Annotated in this window: 14 protein-coding genes and 1 pseudogene; 13 read left to right on the forward strand and 2 right to left on the reverse strand. The window is 62.5% G+C overall.

The genetic code is table 11. The features are described 5' to 3' along the window. Nucleotide 1 precedes the first annotated feature (1 nt). Genes BBX50_RS23470 through BBX50_RS23480 form a run of 3 tightly spaced genes read left to right on the forward strand, consistent with a single transcriptional unit; the run spans nt 2 to nt 3,901 of the window. Complete coding sequence (locus tag BBX50_RS23470; protein ID WP_139108847.1) at nt 2-1,621, forward strand: acyl CoA:acetate/3-ketoacid CoA transferase; 1,620 nt, start codon at nt 2-4, stop codon at nt 1,619-1,621. Continuing rightward, complete coding sequence (locus BBX50_RS23475) at nt 1,614-2,393, forward strand: enoyl-CoA hydratase/isomerase family protein (protein ID WP_065777727.1); 780 nt, start codon at nt 1,614-1,616, stop codon at nt 2,391-2,393. The genes BBX50_RS23470 and BBX50_RS23475 overlap by 8 nt, the downstream gene beginning before the upstream one ends. Next, nucleotides 2,393-3,901 (forward strand): aldehyde dehydrogenase family protein, encoded by a 1,509-nt coding sequence (locus tag BBX50_RS23480; RefSeq protein WP_065777728.1) that lies wholly within the window; start codon nt 2,393-2,395, stop codon nt 3,899-3,901. The genes BBX50_RS23475 and BBX50_RS23480 overlap by 1 nt, the downstream gene beginning before the upstream one ends. Before the next feature lie 101 nt (nt 3,902-4,002). Here the strand turns inward: BBX50_RS23480 and BBX50_RS23485 are convergent, their stop codons facing one another. Beyond that, nucleotides 4,003-5,067: a LacI family transcriptional regulator gene (locus BBX50_RS23485; protein ID WP_065777729.1), complete on the reverse strand. Its 1,065-nt coding sequence runs from the start codon at nt 5,065-5,067 to the stop codon at nt 4,003-4,005. Nucleotides 5,068-5,369: 302 nt separating this feature from the next. Between BBX50_RS23485 and BBX50_RS23490 the strand changes: the two genes are divergently transcribed. The 10 genes from BBX50_RS23490 (at nt 5,370) to BBX50_RS23535 (ending at nt 16,213) form a co-directional block, all read left to right on the forward strand. Continuing rightward, nucleotides 5,370-6,614 carry an ABC transporter substrate-binding protein gene (locus BBX50_RS23490; protein WP_065777730.1) on the forward strand — a complete coding sequence of 415 codons (1,245 nt, stop codon included), beginning with the start codon at nt 5,370-5,372 and terminating at the stop codon, nt 6,612-6,614. A gap of 173 nt (nt 6,615-6,787) precedes the next feature. Beyond that, nucleotides 6,788-7,666 carry a sugar ABC transporter permease gene (locus BBX50_RS23495; RefSeq protein WP_065777731.1) on the forward strand — a complete coding sequence of 293 codons (879 nt, stop codon included), beginning with the start codon at nt 6,788-6,790 and terminating at the stop codon, nt 7,664-7,666. Further along, nucleotides 7,666-8,547 carry a carbohydrate ABC transporter permease gene (locus BBX50_RS23500; RefSeq protein ID WP_065777732.1) on the forward strand — a complete coding sequence of 294 codons (882 nt, stop codon included), beginning with the start codon at nt 7,666-7,668 and terminating at the stop codon, nt 8,545-8,547. The genes BBX50_RS23495 and BBX50_RS23500 overlap by 1 nt, the downstream gene beginning before the upstream one ends. 4 nt (nt 8,548-8,551) lie before the next feature. Then, the gene (gene ugpC / locus BBX50_RS23505) at nt 8,552-9,664 is read left to right on the forward strand and encodes a sn-glycerol-3-phosphate ABC transporter ATP-binding protein UgpC (protein ID WP_065777733.1); all 1,113 of its coding nucleotides are present in this window, start codon (nt 8,552-8,554) and stop codon (nt 9,662-9,664) included. A gap of 6 nt (nt 9,665-9,670) precedes the next feature. Next, a complete protein-coding gene (locus BBX50_RS23510; RefSeq protein ID WP_065777734.1) occupies nt 9,671-11,170 on the forward strand; it encodes a GMC family oxidoreductase in 1,500 nt (499 codons plus the stop codon). Continuing rightward, nucleotides 11,167-11,946, forward strand: coding sequence for a 3-ketoacyl-ACP reductase (locus BBX50_RS23515; protein ID WP_065777735.1), 780 nt, complete (start codon nt 11,167-11,169; stop codon nt 11,944-11,946). Before BBX50_RS23510 ends, BBX50_RS23515 begins: the two co-directional genes overlap by 4 nt. A gap of 105 nt (nt 11,947-12,051) precedes the next feature. Continuing rightward, nucleotides 12,052-13,707 carry a GMC family oxidoreductase N-terminal domain-containing protein gene (locus tag BBX50_RS23520; protein WP_065777736.1) on the forward strand — a complete coding sequence of 552 codons (1,656 nt, stop codon included), beginning with the start codon at nt 12,052-12,054 and terminating at the stop codon, nt 13,705-13,707. Between the two features lie 6 nt (nt 13,708-13,713). Continuing rightward, nucleotides 13,714-14,031 (forward strand): Dabb family protein, encoded by a 318-nt coding sequence (locus BBX50_RS23525; RefSeq protein WP_065777737.1) that lies wholly within the window; start codon nt 13,714-13,716, stop codon nt 14,029-14,031. Nucleotides 14,032-14,039: 8 nt separating this feature from the next. Beyond that, the gene (locus BBX50_RS23530; RefSeq protein ID WP_065777738.1) at nt 14,040-15,305 is read left to right on the forward strand and encodes a glycerate kinase; all 1,266 of its coding nucleotides are present in this window, start codon (nt 14,040-14,042) and stop codon (nt 15,303-15,305) included. Between the two features lie 320 nt (nt 15,306-15,625). Beyond that, nucleotides 15,626-16,213, forward strand: coding sequence for a DUF3800 domain-containing protein (locus tag BBX50_RS23535; RefSeq protein ID WP_065777739.1), 588 nt, complete (start codon nt 15,626-15,628; stop codon nt 16,211-16,213). Here BBX50_RS23535 and BBX50_RS30065 read toward each other — a convergent pair. After that, nucleotides 16,203-16,311 (reverse strand): annotated as a pseudogene (locus BBX50_RS30065) (IS630 family transposase); the annotation flags it as partial. The gene BBX50_RS23535 and the pseudogene BBX50_RS30065 sit on opposite strands and share 11 nt — an antisense overlap.

Genomic DNA, 16,311 nt, shown 5'->3' on the forward strand with positions numbered 1-16,311 from the left:
GATGTCGATGAACAAGCATATCTCGCCGGCCGAAGCGGCCGCCCTGATTCCCGATGGCGCGGTGATTTCCGTCTCGTCGTCCAGCGGTCTTGGCTGCCCGGACCTGATGCTGAAGGCGATCGGCGAACGCTTCGAGACGACCGGCCACCCGCGCGACCTCACGACCCTGCATCCGATTGCCGCCGGCGACATGAGCGGCATCAAGGGCGTCGACTACATCGCCAGGAAAGGTCTCCTGAAGAAGATCATCGGCGGCTCCTATCCCTCCGGCCCGTCGAGTGCTGAACCGCCGCTGATCTGGCAGATGATCGGCGCTGACGAAGTGGCCGCCTACAACATTCCCTCCGGTATTCTCTTTGACATGCATCGCGAGGCAGCAGCCAAGCGGCCGGGCGTGTTGACCAAGGTCGGGCTTGATACCTTTGTCGATCCGTCACGCGAAGGCTGCGCCATGAATGCTTCGGCTGCGGCCGAGCCGGTCGTAAAGAAGGTTTCCTTCGAGGGTGAGGATTGGCTCTATTTCAAGGCGATCGCGCCTCAGGTGGCGATCATCCGGGCGACGACGGCGGACGAGCGCGGCAACCTCACCTATGAGCACGAGGGCGCTTATCTCGGCGGCCTCGATCAGGCGCTCGCCGCCCGCAACAATGGCGGCATCGTCATTGCCCAGGTCAAGCGCATCACCAAGGAAGGCTCGCTGAAGCCGCACGACGTGCGGGTGCCGGGCGTGCTGGTGGATTACGTCATCGTCGATCCCGATCAAAAGCAGACGACCCAGACGCTCTACGATCCGGCGATCTCGGGTGAAATCTTCCGGCCGCTCGACAGTTTCCGCCTGCCGGAATTCAACATCCAGAAGGTGATTGCCCGCCGCGTGGCGCAGGAGCTGCAAGCCGGCAGCGCCGTCAATCTCGGCTTCGGCATCTCGGCCAACGTGCCGCGCATCCTGCTCGAAGAAGGCCTGCACGGTGCGGTCACCTGGGTGATCGAGCAAGGCGCCGTCGGCGGCGTCCCGCTGCTCGACTTCGCCTTCGGGTGTGCCTCCAATGCTGACGCTTTCATGCCTTCCCCCTACCAGTTCACCTATTTCCAGGGGGCCGGCTTCGATGCTTCGCTGCTTTCCTTCCTCGAGATCGACCGTCACGGCTCGGTCAACGTGTCGAAGCTCTCCTTCCGTCCGCATGTGACGGCCGGCGCCGGTGGTTTCGTCGACATCACCGCGCGGGCCAGGAAGATCGTCTTTTCCGGCATGTTCAATGCCGGCGCCAAGCTCGCAATCGCGGACGGCAAGCTGGTGATCGAGAAGGAAGGCAAGCTGAAGAAGCTGGTCAACGAGGTGGAACACGTCACCTTCTCCGGCCGTCGCGGCATCGAGCAGGGCCAGGAGATCACCTATGTGACCGAGCGCTGCGTGATGAAGCTCACGCCCGAGGGCGTCATGCTGACGGAGATCGCGCCGGGCATCGACCTGCAGGCGCATATCCTCGAGCAGTCCGAGTTCCCGCTGATCGTGTCTGACACGCTGAAGACGATGGATGCCGCGCTGTTCCAGGATGCACCAATCGGGCTCGAGCTTCCCAAGAAGGCGCAACGCCGGCTCGACGGAGGCCACAATGGCTGAGGGTCGTATCCGCATCGAGGTGGAGGGCGCGATCGCGATCATGACGATCGCCCGTCCGGAAAAGCTCAATGCCTTCGACATCGACATGCTGAAGGCGCTGTTCGCCGCCTGCGATACGGTCGAAGCCGACCGCAATATCCGCGTCGTGATCCTCACCGGCGAAGGCAAGGCGTTTTCGGCCGGCGGCGACATCAAGGCCTGGGGCGGCATGGACGCGCCCGAGTTTGGCCATGACTGGGTGCGCTTCGGCCATCGCGTCTTCGAGCGGCTGGCGACATTGCGCATGCCTGTGATCGCCGCGCTCAACGGCCATGCGCTCGGTGGCGGGCTGGAGCTTGCCGCGGCCGCCGACATCCGTCTGGCCGAAGCCCAGATCAAGATCGGCCTGCCGGAGACGAGCCTCGGCATGGTGCCCGGCTGGTCGGGCACGCAGCGCCTGGTCTCTCGCTTCGGTGCCCAGATTGTCAGGCGCATGGTGCTCGGCGGCGAGATGTTCACCGCCGAGACTGCCCTCAAGGAAGGCCTGGTCGATGCCGTTGTCGAGACCGGTACGGCGCTCTCATCCGCCCGCGATTATGCGGTGCGTGTCGCCAAGCGTGGCCCCGCGGCGCTTGAAATTTCGAAACTGATGATCGCTTCGGCGAATGGCGAGGACAATGGCGCGGCCGTCGAGGCGCTCGGCTCGATCCTCGTTGCCAAGACCGGCGACCTCAAGGAAGGCGTCGCTGCCTTCTCCGAGAAGCGTGAAGCCCAATTCAAGGGAGAATGGTAATGACCGTGCTCGTGAAACCCAAGCCGATCGAGGGCCACAAGGTCCACGCCTTCCAGATGCTGATCGACGGCAAATGGGTGGATAGCGCCGAGGGGCGCACGATCGAGCGCGTGGCGCCCGGCCATGGTGTCGTCGTCAGCCGCTACCAGGCAGGCACGAAGCTTGACGCCGAAAAGGCGATCGCCGCCGCACGCCGCGCGTTCGATGAGGGGGCATGGCCGCGTATGACCGCCTCGCAGCGTTCGCTCGTGCTGCTGCGCGCCGCCGATATGATTGCAGAGCGCGCGGACGAACTGGCCTATCTCGATGCGATCGAATCCGGCAAGCCGATCAGCCAGGCAAAGGGTGAGCTTGGCGGTGCCGCCGATATCTGGCGCTACGCCGCAGCCCTTGCCCGCGACCTGCATGGCGAAAGCTACAACACGCTTGGCGACGGCACGCTCGGCGTCGTGCTGCGCGAGGCAATCGGTGTCGTCTCGATCATCACGCCCTGGAACTTCCCGTTCCTGATCGTCAGCCAGAAACTGCCATTCGCGCTAGCTGCCGGCTGCACCACGGTCGTCAAGCCGTCGGAACTGACATCGGCTTCGACGCTGCTGCTCGGCGAAATCCTCGAAGCGGCCGGTGTTCCTGCCGGTGTCGTCAACATCATCACCGGCACGGGGCCGGAGGTCGGTGCGCCGATGACGACGCACCCTGATGTCGACATGGTGTCCTTCACCGGTTCGACCGGTGTTGGCCGCCTGACCATGGCCAATGCCGCGCAGACATTGAAGAAGGTTTCGCTGGAACTCGGCGGCAAGAACCCGCAGATCGTCTTCCCCGACGCCAATCTCGACGAGTTCATCGATGCCGCCGTCTTCGGCGCCTATTTCAACGCCGGCGAATGCTGCAATGCCGGTTCGCGGCTGATCCTGCATCGCGATATCGCCGACGAGGTGACGCGCCGCATTGCCGAACTCTCGGCAAAGGTGAAAGTTGGCGATCCGCTCGATCCGGAAACCCAGGTCGGTGCGATCATCACGCCGCAGCATTTGGAAAAGATTGCCGGCTATGTTTCTGCAGCGTCGAAAGAAGGCGCGGCGGTCGCCCATGGTGGCACGGCGCTCGATCTCGGTATGGGCCAGTTCATGGCGCCGACGATCCTTTCAGCCGTACGCCCCGACATGGCGGTGGCGCGTGAAGAAGTGTTCGGCCCGGTTCTCTCGGTGCTGACCTTCGAGACGGCGGAAGAAGCGATCCGCATTGCCAATGCGATCGACTACGGTCTTTCGGCCGGCGTCTGGAGCCGCGACTTCGACACCTGCCTGACGATCGGTCGTCGCGTGCGCGCCGGCACCATCTGGATGAACACCTTCATGGATGGTGCGTCGGAACTGCCGTTTGGCGGCTATCGCCAGTCCGGCCTCGGCCGCGAGCTCGGCCGGCATTCGGTTGAGGATTACACCGAGACCAAGACGCTCAACATGCATATGGGCCCGCGCACCGGCTGGTGGATGCCGCGCTAAAGCTGAAAAGCGGAGGAGGAGAGAGCATGCGGACCTGGGATGGAGTAGGGAGGCAAGAGGCGGCGCCACGCGGCGCCTTCCTGCGCGCCCGTTCCGTCCGCTCAGCCAGCCATGCCGAAGCTCGAGGGGATCTGCGGACAGAGCAGCAACTGCAGCTTGCTGACGTCGCTCTCGCCGCCAATCTTCTGCAGGAGCACCCGGCCCATATCCTCGCCCGTCGCCGTCAGGTCCTCGTAGATCGTCTCGACCTGCGGCTGGATGGCGCTCAAGAGATGAGAGGTCTGCTTGGCGACGATGTCGTATTCGCGGCCGAGCGTCAGGCCGCAGTCGCTCATGCCGGTGATGGTTGCAAGCGCGCAGACCTCGCCGCCGCACATGAAGCTGTCGGGCGGATCAGACTCGGCGTAACGCTGGCGGACTCGGTCGCGGATCGCGCCTGCCGGGCTGTCGAGATCGATGCCCGAGAGGATTTCGTAGGCGCAGCCAGCTTCACGCACGGCGGTCATGAACCCGTGCTGCAAATGGCCGGCGAACGTGAAGTCGGCCGGGCCGCTGATCAGCGCCGGTTTGCGCCGGCCCTTGGCGATCAGTCGCTTCGTCGCCTGATAGGAGAAGGTGAAATTGTCGTAGTCGACATAGGGATGCGGAGTGGAAAGCTCCGTGCGCCCGTGCGTGACGAAGGGAAAGCCCAAATCGGAAAGCAGCCGGACGCGCGGATCGAGCGGTTCAGTGCGCGAAAAGATCAGGCCGTCGGCCATGGCATTGCGGGTGATGTAGTGCACCGCCTCGACATTGGTCTTGTTGAGGAAGTTCGGCATGACGATCAGGTGATAGGCAGTCCCTTGCAGCGCCTTGGCGATGCCGCTCATGATCGAGGTGCCGTAGCCGAGGATTTCCTCGTGCGGGTCGAGCAGCACGCCAATCACATTGGTGCGGCCGGTCTTCAGGCGCTGGGCGGCGCGATCAGGCGAATAGCCGATCTCGTTGGCAATCTCGCGCACGCGCTTGCGGGTCTCGAGCGAGATCTGCGGCGCGTCGGAAAGCGCACGGGAAACGGTGGTGACCGCAAGGCCGGTGATTTCCGCGATCGTGCGAAGGGTCGGCTTGCCGCGTCTGGCGGCAGAACCACTGTCTTCGGTGTGAGCGGGCTTGGAGTGATCGGCCAATGCTAGTCATCCTGAAAGCGGGCGAGAGCGGTTTTTGTAACGTGGTGCGAACGCTTAGGCAATCGAATCATGAAAACGTTTTAAATCTCGCAATGCGACATGGATTGCTGCAGCGCAAAAGCCAAAGTGTGCTATATAATTCTGTAAATTCAATCGGTTCCGAAGGTGCTAAAATACAAAATGGCGGAATGCTTGACTTGCTGAATTTATAACGTTTTAAATGGCCAGCCGCTGGCTCAAGCGGTGCGAATTCCGGGGTGGAGGAGGTTCCGCCTCGTTAACTTGCAAACGGGAGGATAACGATGCGCAAGTTGATGACGACGACGGCCGTTGTGGCGCTGATGATGGCGGCCACCGCCGCGCGCGCAGCCGAAAATGTAGAAGTTCTGCACTGGTGGACATCCGGTGGCGAAGCCGCCGCACTTGACGTTCTGAAGAAGGACCTGGAAAGCAAGGGTATTTCCTGGACCGACATGCCGGTTGCCGGTGGTGGTGGTACCGAAGCGATGACCGTTCTGCGCGCTCGCGTTACCTCGGGCAACGCTCCGACCGCGGTGCAGATGCTCGGCTTCGACATTCTCGACTGGGCCAAGGAAGGTGCGCTCGGCAATCTCGACGAGACCGCTGCCAAGGAAGGCTGGGACAAGGTCGTCCCGACGGCTCTACAGCAGTTCTCGAAGTATGACGGCCACTGGATTGCAGCGCCGGTCAACGTGCATTCGACCAACTGGGTCTGGATCAACAAGGCTGCCCTCGACAAGGCCGGCGGCAAGGAACCGACCAACTGGGACGAACTGATTGCGCTGCTCGACAACTTCAAGGCCCAAGGGATCACGCCGATCGCCCATGGCGGCCAGCCCTGGCAGGATGCGACGATCTTCGACGCGGTCGTGCTTTCGCTCGGCACGGATTTCTACAAGCAGGCCTTTATCGACCTCGACCCGGCAGCGCTCGGCGGCGATAAGATGAAGGAAGCCTTCGATCGCATGACGAAGCTGCGCTCCTATGTCGACGACAACTTCTCGGGTCGCGACTGGAACCTCGCTTCCGCCATGGTCATCGAGAACAAGGCCGGCCTGCAGTTCATGGGTGACTGGGCGAAGGGCGAGTTCCTGAAGGCCAAGAAGGTACCGGGCACTGATTTCGTCTGCATGCGCTTCCCGGGCACGCAAGGGTCGGTCACCTTCAACTCCGACCAGTTCGCGATGTTCAAGGTTGCTGACGACAAGGTTCCGGCCCAGCTCGCCATGGCTTCGGCGATCGAGAGCCCGACCTTCCAGTCGGCCTTCAACGTGGTCAAGGGTTCGGTTCCGGCCCGCACCGACGTTCCGGACACGGACTTCGACGCTTGCGGCAAGAAGGGCATCAAGGACCTCGCCGAAGCCAACACCAACGGCAAGCTCTTCGGTTCCATGGCCCATGGCCATGCCAACCCGGCTGCCGTCAAGAACGCGATCTACGACGTGGTGACGCGTGAGTTCAACGGCGAACTGACGTCCGAAGAGGCCGTCAAGGAATTGGTCGCTGCCGTCGCGGCTGCGAAGTAACGGGCTCGCTCCGGGGCGCCGCTAGCGCCCCGGACACCCACTCCGACATGCAAGCGCCGTCGAACCGCCGTGGCCAATGGGACGCGGGGAAGGGCGTTTTGATACCCAGAACCTCGCGCGGTGCCGATATCAGGGTCTTCCCGGCGGCCGAGCGCCCGAAATGGTGAACGTCCATGGATAGCCGCAGTCGACTGCAGGAACTGGTGCCGAAGCTGGTCCTTGCCCCGAGCTTCCTTATCGTCCTCGTCTTTGTTTACGGTTTCATCGCCTATACCGGCTTTCTGTCGATGACGGACAGCAAGATGCTGCCGTCCTACAATTTCGTGGGCTTCAGCAACTATGCGAAGCTGTGGGCGCTGCCGCACTGGTGGCGGGCGGTGAGCAACCTGGCGATCTTCGCCGTGCTCTACATTGCCATCTGCTCCGTACTCGGCCTCGGCCTGGCGATCCTGCTCGACCAGAAGATCCGCGCCGAAGGGTTCTTAAGGCCGATCTATCTCTATCCCATGGCGCTCTCCTTCATCGTCACCGGCACCGCCTGGAAGTGGTTCCTCGACCCCGGCATCGGCCTGGAAAACACCATGCATCTCTGGGGCTGGGAGAGCTTCTCCTTCAACTGGATCAAGGATCGCAACTACGCGATCTACTGCGTCGTCATCGCCGCGGTCTGGCAGTCGACCGGTTTCATCATGGCCATGTTCCTGGCGGGGCTTCGCGGCGTCGACAACGAGATCATCAAGGCGGCGCAGATCGACGGCGCCAAGACCTCGACGATCTATCGCCGGATCATCATTCCCTTGATGCGGCCGGTGTTCCTCTCGGCTTTCGTCGTGCTCGCCCACCTCGCGATCAAGGCCTATGACCTGATCATCGCCTTGACCGGCGGTGGCCCGGGGCAGGCGACCGAACTGCCGGCGACCTTCATGTATTCCTACACCTTTACCCGCAACCAGATGGGCATCGGCGCGTCCTCGGCGATCATCATGCTGGTGATGATCTTCTCGATCATCGTTCCCTATCTCTACTCCGAAATCCGGGGAGCAAAACGCTGATGAGCGCTCCGAGCCCAGACAACATCATCTCGCACAACCGCCTCACCCGGGCGCTGATCTATACCGCGCTGATCCTCTTTGCGCTGTATTCGCTGCTGCCGCTCTACGTGATGCTGGTCAACTCGCTGAAGCCGCTTGACGAGATCCGCCAGGGCGGCATGCTCAACCTGCCGCAGACCTGGACGATCGAGCCCTGGCTTCAGGCCTGGTCGACGGCGCAGATCGGCGTGCAGCCGACCGGCCTCAAGCCCTTCTTCCTCAACTCGATCCTGATGGTCGTGCCGGCCGTGGCGATCTCGACGATCGTCGGCGCGCTCAATGGTTATGTGTTGACGAAATGGCGCTTTCCCGGTGCCAACATCTTCTTCGGCATGCTGCTGCTCTCGTGCTTCATCCCGTTCCAGATCGTGCTGATCCCGATGGCGCGCATCCTCGGCATCCTGGGGATCGCCGGCTCAATCTGGGGCCTGATCATGGTTCACGTGGTCTACGGTATCGGCTTCACAACGCTCTATTTCCGCAACTACTACGAGGCGTTTCCGACTGAGCTGGTGCGTGCGGCCCAGATCGATGGCGCGAGCTTCTTCCAGATCTTCTGGCGCATCCTGCTGCCGTCCTCCGGCCCGATCATCGTCGTTTCGGTCATCTGGCAGTTCACCAACATCTGGAACGACTTCCTGTTCGGCGCGTCCTTCTCAGGGCCCTATTCAACGCCGATGACGGTCGCGCTCAACAACCTCGTTTCGTCCTCGACTGGCGTCAAGGAATACAACGTTCATTTCGCGGGCGCGATCCTCGCCGCCCTGCCAACGCTCATCGTCTACATCGTGTCCGGCCGCTACTTCGTTCGCGGGCTGATGTCGGGCGCCGTGAAAGGATAAGCTCATGTCTTTCTTGAAAATCAGCAATCTGCGCAAATCCTACGGCTCGCTCGAGATCCTGAAGGACATCAATCTGGAGATCGAAAAGGGCGGCTTCCTCGTGCTCGTCGGCCCCTCCGGCTGCGGCAAGTCCACCCTGCTCAACACCATCGCCGGGCTGGAGCCGATCACCTCGGGCGAGATCGCCATCAACGGACGGTCGGTTGCCGATCTGCATCCCTCCAAGCGCGACATCGCCATGGTGTTCCAGTCCTACGCGCTCTATCCGAACATGACGGTCGCCGGAAACATTGCCTTCGGCATGGAGATTCGCGGCGTGCCGAAAGAGGAGCGCGAGAAGGCGATCAAGCAGGTCGCCGACATGCTGCAGATCGGCCATCTGCTCGACCGCAAGCCGAGCCAGCTTTCCGGCGGTCAGCGCCAGCGCGTCGCCATGGGCCGCGCGCTGGTACGCAACCCGCAGGTCTTCCTGTTCGACGAGCCGCTTTCGAACCTCGATGCCAAGCTGCGTGTCGACATGCGCACGGAGATCAAGCGCCTGCACCATCGCATGAAGACGACGATCGTCTACGTCACCCACGACCAGATCGAGGCGATGACGCTGGCGACCAAGATCGCGGTCTTGAAGGACGGCGTGCTGCAGCAGTTCGGAACGCCGGCGGATATCTACAACAATCCGGCCAACATGTTCGTGGCCGACTTCATGGGCTCGCCGGCCATGAACCTGTTGACGGCGCGCATCGAAAAGAGCGGTTCCGACGTTGCCGTCACGCTCGCGCGCCCGAACGCCGAGCCGATGAAGCTGGCGGTGCCGCATAACGGCGCCCTTGCCGCCTATGCCGGCAAGGACGTCGTCTTCGGCATCCGTCCGGAAGCGCTGACCGATCCTGACGGGGCCGACCGCAATGCCAAGGCGATCGTCGAAGGCGATTGCCTGATCGAAGTGGTCGAGCCCGCCGGTTCCGATACTTTCGCGGTGACCCGTCTCGGCGGCAAGGAGGTCGTTGCTCGCCTGCGCGCCGATGCGCGCATCGCCCCCGGCCAGACCTCGCGGCTTGCCTTCAACCTCGACAAGGCGGTGTTCTTCGACCCGCAGAGCCAGCAGCGGATCGCGTAACCGACGATGCAGACGCAGCCGGATATCGTCATCATCGGGTCGGGGATTGGCGGCTCCACCCTTGCGGCGGGACTTGCCGGATCAGGTGCTCGCATAGCCATACTCGAACGTGGCGAACGCCTGCCCGACACACCGGAAGCGCGCAGCTATAGCTCGATCTTCGTCAAGGGCCATTTCCGACCCAAGGAGATGTGGCGTGAAGCTGATGGTACGGAGTTCAATCCGGGAAACTTCTATTTCGTCGGCGGCAATTCCAAACTCTTCGGCGCGGTGCTCCTGCGCTACCGTGCCGAGGATTTCACCGAGATGCAGCATCTCGGCGGCATCTCGCCTGCCTGGCCCTTTCCGTACGAAGAGCTGGAGCCGTGGTACGGCAAGGCCGAGCAATTGTTCGAGGTGCGCGGCGAACTGGGCCAGGACCCGACCGAGCCGTTCCACGCCACGCCTTACCCTCACGGTCCGGTGCCGGACGAGCCCGCCATCGCCCGCGCTCGCGCCGAGCTGAAGGCGCAGGGGCTCAACCCGGCGACGCTGCCGCTTGGTGTCGACATCGACACGTGGCTCGCCGGCGGGCGCACGCCATGGGACGGGTTTCCGAATACCGGTAAGGGCAAGAAGGATGCGGAGACCGCATCGCTTGCCGCCGCAATGAATGATCCGAACATCGAGCTGATCACGTCAGCGCATGTCGACACGCTGGAGGCCGGTCCGGGCGGCCGGATCGAGGCAATCCACTACACCCACCGGGGCGAGAAGAAGAAGCTGTCGCCGAAGCTGGTGATCCTGTCGGCGGGTGCGATCAACTCAGCCGCCATCCTTTTGCGCTCCGGTGACGGTAAGGGCTTGGCCAACGCCTCCGACCAGGTCGGACGCAACTTCATGAACCACAATTGCAGCGCCATGCTGGCGATCAATCCGTTCAAGCGCAATGACAGCATCTACCAGAAGACGCTGATGTTGAACGACTATTACCTGACCGGGGGCAGGGGCGGTTTGCCACTCGGCAACGTCCAGCTGCTCGGCAAGATCAACGGCGACATCCTCAAGGCCAATGCACCGGTCTGGGCGCCGCGTTTCGCCTTCGACTTGATGGCCGGTCACGCGGTCGACTGGTACATGATGACGGAGGATCTGCCGAACCCGGAAAGTCGCATCATGGTCGACGGCAAGGGCATCATCATGCAGTGGCGGCGCTCCAACATGGAGGCGCTTTCCGGGCTCGAAGCGAAGATGCGCGCGCACTTCAAGGCGGCTGGCTATCCGATCGTGCTTTCCCAGGCCTTCGACAAGCGCACGCCGTCGCACCAGTGCGGCACGGTGCGGATGGGCACGGACCCGAAGGATGCGCCGCTCGATGTCTATTGCCGGGCCTTCGAGCATCCGAACCTCTTCGTCGTCGATGCCGGCTTCCTGCCGACCTCAGCCGCTGTCAACCCGGCGCTGACGGTTGCCGCCCAGGCGCTGCGCGTCGCCGACCATATCGCCACGAAGGAGATCCGATCATGACGTCATCGACGCGCCCCGTCGCCGTCGTCACCGGCGGCCGCCGCGGCATCGGTCTCGGCGTTGCCCGTGCGCTTGCGCGAGAAGGGTTCGACATCGCCATCACCGGTCTAGGGACGGCAGACGGCGCCACGGCTCAGACGCTCGCCGAACTGTCGGGTGACGGCGGCCGCGCGATCTACATCGAAGCCAACCTCGCCGATGTCGGTGGTCATGCCGCAACCGTCGAGCGTGTCCACGCCGAACTCGGCCCGATCCGTTGCCTGGTCAACAATGCCGGCATCGCCTCGGTCGTCCGGGGTGATTTCCTCGACCTGCTGCCGGAGAATTTCGATGCGATCGTCGCCACCAACCTGCGCGGCACGGTGTTCTTCACCCAGGCCGTTTTGGTGTCGATGCTGACCGATCCGGCCGATCTGACGCCGCGGTCGATTATCAACATCACCTCGGTCTCGGCGACGATGACATCGCCCGAGCGGCTTGACTATTGCATGACCAAGGCCGGGCTTGCCGCCTTCAGCCAGGGGTTGGCGCTTCGCCTTGCCAATACCGGCATCTCGGTCTTCGAGATCCGCCCGGGCATCATCCGCTCCGACATGACCGCCGGTGTCTCGACGAAGTACGATACGTTGATCGATGGCGGACTGGTGCCGATGCGGCGCTGGGGCGAGCCCGATGATATCGGCAACATCGCGGCGGGGCTTGCCGGCGGCAAGTTCGGCTTTGCCACCGGCTCGGTCATCCAGGCGGATGGCGGCCTTTCGATCGGCCGGCTCTAGGAAGCAGGCAGGACATACGAACGCTCGCAAGCGGGCAGGCTTTGGAGTTATCACGCCGAAAATTTGGAACGTTCCAAATGACGGGCGGCGGAGGAAGACAGGGAAATGACCTACGACTATATCATCACCGGCGCCGGTCCGGCCGGCTGCGTTCTTGCCAACCGGCTCTCCGAGGATCCGTCGGTCCGCGTTCTCTTGCTGGAAGCCGGTGGCGGCGACTGGAACCCGCTGTTCCACATGCCGGCGGGCTTCGCCAAGATGACCAAGGGCGTCGCGAGCTGGGGCTGGGAGACCGTGCCGCAGAAACACATGAAGGGCAGGGTGCTGCGCTATACCCAGGCCAAGGTTGTCGGTGGGGGCTCGTCGATCAACGCCCAGCTCTATACCCGCGGCAACGCCGCTGATTATGACCTCTGGGCCTCGGAGGATGGCTGCGCCGGGTGGGATTATCGCAGCGTGCTTCCCTACTTCAAGCGCTGCGAGGACAACCAGCGTTTCGCCGACGACTACCACGCCTATGGCGGGCCGCTCGGGGTCTCGATGCCGGTTTCGGCGCTGCCGATCTGCGATGCCTATATCCGCGCCGGCCAGGAACTCGGCATTCCCTACAACCATGATTTCAACGGCCGCCAGCAGGCGGGCGTCGGCTTCTACCAGCTGACCCAGCGCAACCGCCGCCGCTCCAGCGCATCGCTCGCCTATCTCTCGCCGATCAAGGATCGCCGCAACCTGACGGTCCGCACCGGCGCGCGTGTCGCCCGGATCGTCCTTGAGGGCACCCGCGCCGTCGGCGTCGAAGTCGTCACTGGCAAGGGCAGCGAGATCATCCGGGCGGATCGCGAAGTGCTCGTCTCCTCCGGCGCCATCGGTTCGCCGAAGCTGCTCCTGCAGTCCGGTATCGGTCCGGCCGATCACCTGAAATCGGTGGGTGTCTCGGTGAAGCACGACCTGCCCGGTGTCGGCGGCAACCTGCAGGACCACCTCGATCTCTTCGTCATTTCCGAATGCACCGGCGATCACACCTATGATGGCGTGGCGAAACTCCATCGTACGCTATGGGCTGGCCTGCAATATGTGCTGTTCCGTTCGGGTCCAGTCGCCTCCTCGCTCTTTGAGACCGGCGGCTTCTGGTATGCCGATCCCAACGCCCGTTCGCCGGATATCCAGTTCCACCTGGGGCTTGGCTCCGGCATCGAGGCCGGCGTCGAAAAGCTGAAGAATGCCGGCGTGACGCTGAACTCCGCCTATTTGCATCCGCGCTCGCGCGGCACGGTCCGGCTTTCCTCCTCCGATCCGGCGGCAGCGCCACTGATCGATCCCAATTACTGGGAGGACCCGCACGATCGCAAGATGTCGATCGAAGGGTTGAAGATCGCCCGCGAGATCATGCAGCAGGCGGCGCTGAAGCCCTTCGTGCTGGCAGAGCGTCTGCCGGGCAACTCGGTCATGAGCGATGAGCAGTTCTTCGATTACGGCTGCGCCAATGCCAAGACCGACCACCACCCGGTCGGCACCTGCAAGATGGGCACGGACGCCATGGCCGTGGTCGGTCTTGACCTCAAGGTGCGCGGACTGGAAGGTCTGCGCGTCTGCGACAGCTCGGTGATGCCGCGCGTTCCCTCTTGCAACACCAACGGGCCGACGATCATGATGGGGGAGAAGGGCGCCGACATCATTCGCGAGCGCCAGCCTTTGCCGCCAGCGATCTTCGCCCACGAACGTAACGACAGCCGCCCGCGCGCCCGCGCCGATATCCGTTGAGGTCCCATGATCCGCCACTGCGTCTTCATCCGTTTCCGTCCTGAAATCACCAGCGGGGAGAAGGCGGCGATCTTCGACGAGATCGTCGCGCTGAAGTCCCGGCTGCCCGGGTTCATGGCGGCCCATATCGGCGGCAATGTCAGCCCGGAAGTGGGCATGGACAAGGGCCATGGACTGGGGTTCATCGTCGACTTCACTGACGCGGCAGCGCGCGACGCCTATCTGGAAGACGAGGAACATCGCAAGACCGGTGCCAAGATCGTGGCCGCAGCCGAGGGCGGCATTGCCGGCATCTTCGTCTACGACCTCGAAATTCCCGGCTGAGTGACGCCATGATCGACGCACGCCCCTTCCTGACCCGACTTTTCGAGGAGGCCGTCAGAGCCGCCGATCCCTATGAGGCGATCAAGGCGCACCTGCCCGATCCGCCGAAAGGGCGGACCGTGGTCGTTGGCGCCGGCAAGGCGGCGAGCCAGATGGCGGCTGCCTTCGAAAAACTCTGGCAGCATCCGTTCAGCGGCACGGTGGTGGCGCGCCACGGACCGGTGGAGCGGTGCGAGACAATCACGGTGCTGCAATCCGCCCATCCGGTGCCGGACGAAGCGGGGCTTGCCGCCTCGGATGCCTTGCTCAAGACTGTGGCTGAACTGACGCCCGACGATCTGGTCATAGCCCTGATTTCGGGCGGCGGATCGGCGCTGCTGCCCGCACCGCCCGAGGGTTTGACGCTTGCCGACGAGATCGCCGTCAACAGGGCGCTGCTTGCCTCGGGTGCACCGATCTCGGCGATGAACATCGTGCGCAAGCACGTGTCGCGGATCAAGGGCGGACGGCTCGCTGCGGCGGCTTTCCCGGCGCGTGTCGTCAGCCTGGTGGTCTCCGACGTGCCCGGCGACAACCCGGCCTTCGTCGCCTCCGGACCCACCGTTCCGGATCGTAGTACGCCGCACGAGGCGCTCGATATCGTCGTTCGCTATCGCATGGAACTTCCGGACGCGGTGATGACGCATCTGCGCTCGGATCGAGCAAAGGCGCCCGATCCTGACGATCCACGCTTTGGCAGGCATGAATGTCACGTGATCGCTTCGGCTGCCGTCTCGCTCGAAGCGGCCGCGGCCAAAGCACGCGAACTCGGCGTCGAGGCGCGCATTCTTTCCGATGCGATCGAGGGCGAGGCGCGTGATATCGGCCGCATGCATGCGGCACTGGCGCGTGAGGTGGCGCTCCGCAACCGGCCCTTCGACAAACCGGTGGTGCTGCTTTCCGGCGGCGAGACCACCGTGACCATCTCAGGCAAGGACTATGGCAAGGGCGGGCGCAACAGCGAATTCCTGCTGTCGCTGGCACTCGATATCGATGGGGTGTCGGGCATCGATGCGCTCGCCGCCGATACGGATGGCATCGATGGTTCGGAGGACAATGCGGGGGCCTTTGCCGATGGCGGCAGCATCACCCGCATGCGCGCCGCTGGCATCGATCCGCGTCTGCATCTCGCCCGACATGATGCCTGGTCTGCCTTTCACGCGAGTGGCGATCTGTTCGTGCCCGGACCGACCGGGACGAATGTCAACGATTTCCGGGCGCTGCTAATTGTCTGACTGGGTGATGTAAATACCTTAGGACTGACGTTCTTAGATACTTGCATAAGTATGAGAGAATTATGGTATAAACCATCCTCTAGGTTGAAGTTGGAGATTCGCGGATGGCGAAAGAACCCAAGAACCATGGTAAACCTTGGTCGGACAGTCAGGTAAAAGAACTTAAGCAGCTTGCGAATGAGAACACTCCGACGCGCGTTATTGGATTGAAGTTGGGAAGGACTGAAAGCTCAGTTCGTGCGAAAGCCCAAGGCGAGAATGTTTCTCTAAAGCCAACGAATCAATCTCCGTATAATCGGCGGCCAAAGTAACAATCCTCAATGTATCGGCTGTATGTTGATGAAGTAGGCACTGACGACATCACGCACCTTGCTGACGATAATAATCGCTATCTCAGTCTTTCTGGGGTTGCGATGAAAATCGTCGATGCAAGGGACGACCTCACACCGAAGTTCAACTGGATCAAGGCTGCTGTTCTGGAGCAGGATCCGGACGATCCAGTGATCTTCCACCGAACTGATATCGTTCAGAAAAAGCGGGCCTTTGGTGTACTGAACGATCCTCAGAAAAGAGATCTTTTTGATCGCGGCATTCATAGGGCCATGTCGACCACGCCATACACGGTCATTACCGCGCTAATCGACAAACTGGGCATGGTGAACCAGCCCCGCTGGCAAAATCAGCACCCTTACCACTACCTAATGGAAATCTTGCTTGAGAAATACACGCAGTTTCTGGAGCGAGTGGATGACATTGGCGACGTCATGCCGGAGGGACGAAAAGGGAAAAAGGACACTGCCCTGCAAGCTGAGTTCGCTCAGGTCTTACAGCGGGGCACTTACTTTGTCTCAGCGGCGAGAATGCAGAAACGCATTGCTTCGCCGACGCTAGAGCGTTTCATGTTTTGACGGAAGCGTAGCCGGCGTTTGCGAAGTAATTGCTGCATTCGCCGGGTTGGATGGTTGCGACGAGCGAGCCGATGTGTCGCCAGGTGTCTTCGATCGTT

The sequence above is a fragment of the Ensifer sp. LC11 genome (assembly GCF_001695835.1).
GTDB lineage: Bacteria > Pseudomonadota > Alphaproteobacteria > Rhizobiales > Rhizobiaceae > Ensifer.